The sequence below is a fragment of the Anaerophaga thermohalophila str. Valhall genome (assembly GCF_000250735.1).
Classification (GTDB): domain Bacteria; phylum Bacteroidota; class Bacteroidia; order Bacteroidales; family Marinilabiliaceae; genus Anaerophaga; species Anaerophaga thermohalophila_A.
On the sequence record NZ_AHZV01000077.1, the window covers coordinates 1 to 1,407 of the forward strand.

Annotated in this window: 1 protein-coding gene; it reads left to right on the top strand. The window is 39.1% G+C overall.

Annotated elements, in window-relative coordinates:
* The first annotated feature begins 94 nt into the window (after positions 1-94).
* The gene (locus OQ5_RS0103545; RefSeq protein ID WP_016776178.1) at positions 95-1,327 is read left to right on the top strand and encodes an IS4 family transposase; all 1,233 of its coding nucleotides are present in this window, start codon (positions 95-97) and stop codon (positions 1,325-1,327) included.
* Positions 1,328-1,407 lie beyond the last annotated feature (80 nt).

Sequence of the window (1,407 nt, forward strand, 5' to 3'; positions counted from 1 at the left end):
CACTGTTGTCCGGTAAAAAAAATTAACCGGGCCGGATTTTGAGAATCCAACCCGGTATGTCTACTTTTGAGTTACGAACACAAAAAAGTTAGACATGGGTAAAAGTAAAAATTTTAGGGGACAGCCGATATTTAATCAGCTAATAAAGTTCATTGATAAAAGTGAGATTAAGAAAATAGCCAGGCAGCACGGTGCCGAGCGTTATGTGAAGAAATTTACCACCTACAACCACCTCATAGTTATGCTCTTTGTAGCTTTCGAAGGTTATCATTCTATTCGTGAGGCTATTCTGGGGTTATTGGCTAACGCTCATAAGCTTTCACATCTGGGATTATCGTATTTGGTGAGGCGAAGTACTTTTTCTGAAGCCAACCAAAGGCGTAGCAGTAAGGTTTTTGAGGATATTTACATGAGTATTTATCGAAAACATTCATCAGATTTAGCGGACAGCCGGTTGAGTGATGCCGACCTGAAACGTCTTTACATTATGGATTCAACCACCATCAGCTTGTTTAAAGATATACTTCGGGGAGTAGGCCGCAACCCGAAAGAAGGGAAGAAAAAAGACGGAATAAAAGCTCATACAATAATAAAATCGAGCGAGAATGTACCCTGCCTGGTCCGCTACAGCGAAGCAGTCCGGCATGACCACATGTTTTTGGACGAGGTTTTCAAACTGGAAGCAGGCTCCATAATTACCTTCGACAAAGGATATGTTGATTATGCGACATATGAAGCATTCACCAAAAGTAAGATTTGGTATGTAACAAGGTTAAAAGACAATGCCCTCTATCAGGCAAGGGAAGAGTTTGATATTCCGGATACAGCAGATTCCGGTGTTCTGAAAGATGAAGAGATTGTATTGTTGTATGGTGAGAATAAACAAAATAAACACCGTGCAAGACGCATTGCTTACTGGGACAGCAAAAATGAGAGGTTGTTTGAGTTTATAACCAATAATTTTGAACTGCCGGCCGAAAAAATTGCGCTGATATACAAGAAACGCTGGCAGATTGAGTTACTGTTCAAACAATTAAAGCAGAACTTTCCGTTGAAATATTTTCTTGGCGATAATGAGAATGCCATTGAAATACAAATATGGACAGCCATGTTGGCTAATCTGCTGATAACGTTAGTAAGGAGCCGGATAAAAAGAAATTGGGCGTTCTCAAATATGGTGTCCGTAATTAGGCAACAATTAATGAATTATATCAATATCTATTACTTTCTCGAAGACCCGGAAGGAAGTTGGCGCGAGGTGGTAAAGGAAAATAAACTGAAATATCAAAATTCCTTGTTTCCCAAAATGCAGGGGGCTTGGTTTTGAAAAATGAAAATACGAAAACTCATAGTCAATGAGTTAAAACAGAAAATAATTTAAATTCCGGTTTTACCGGACAACAATGA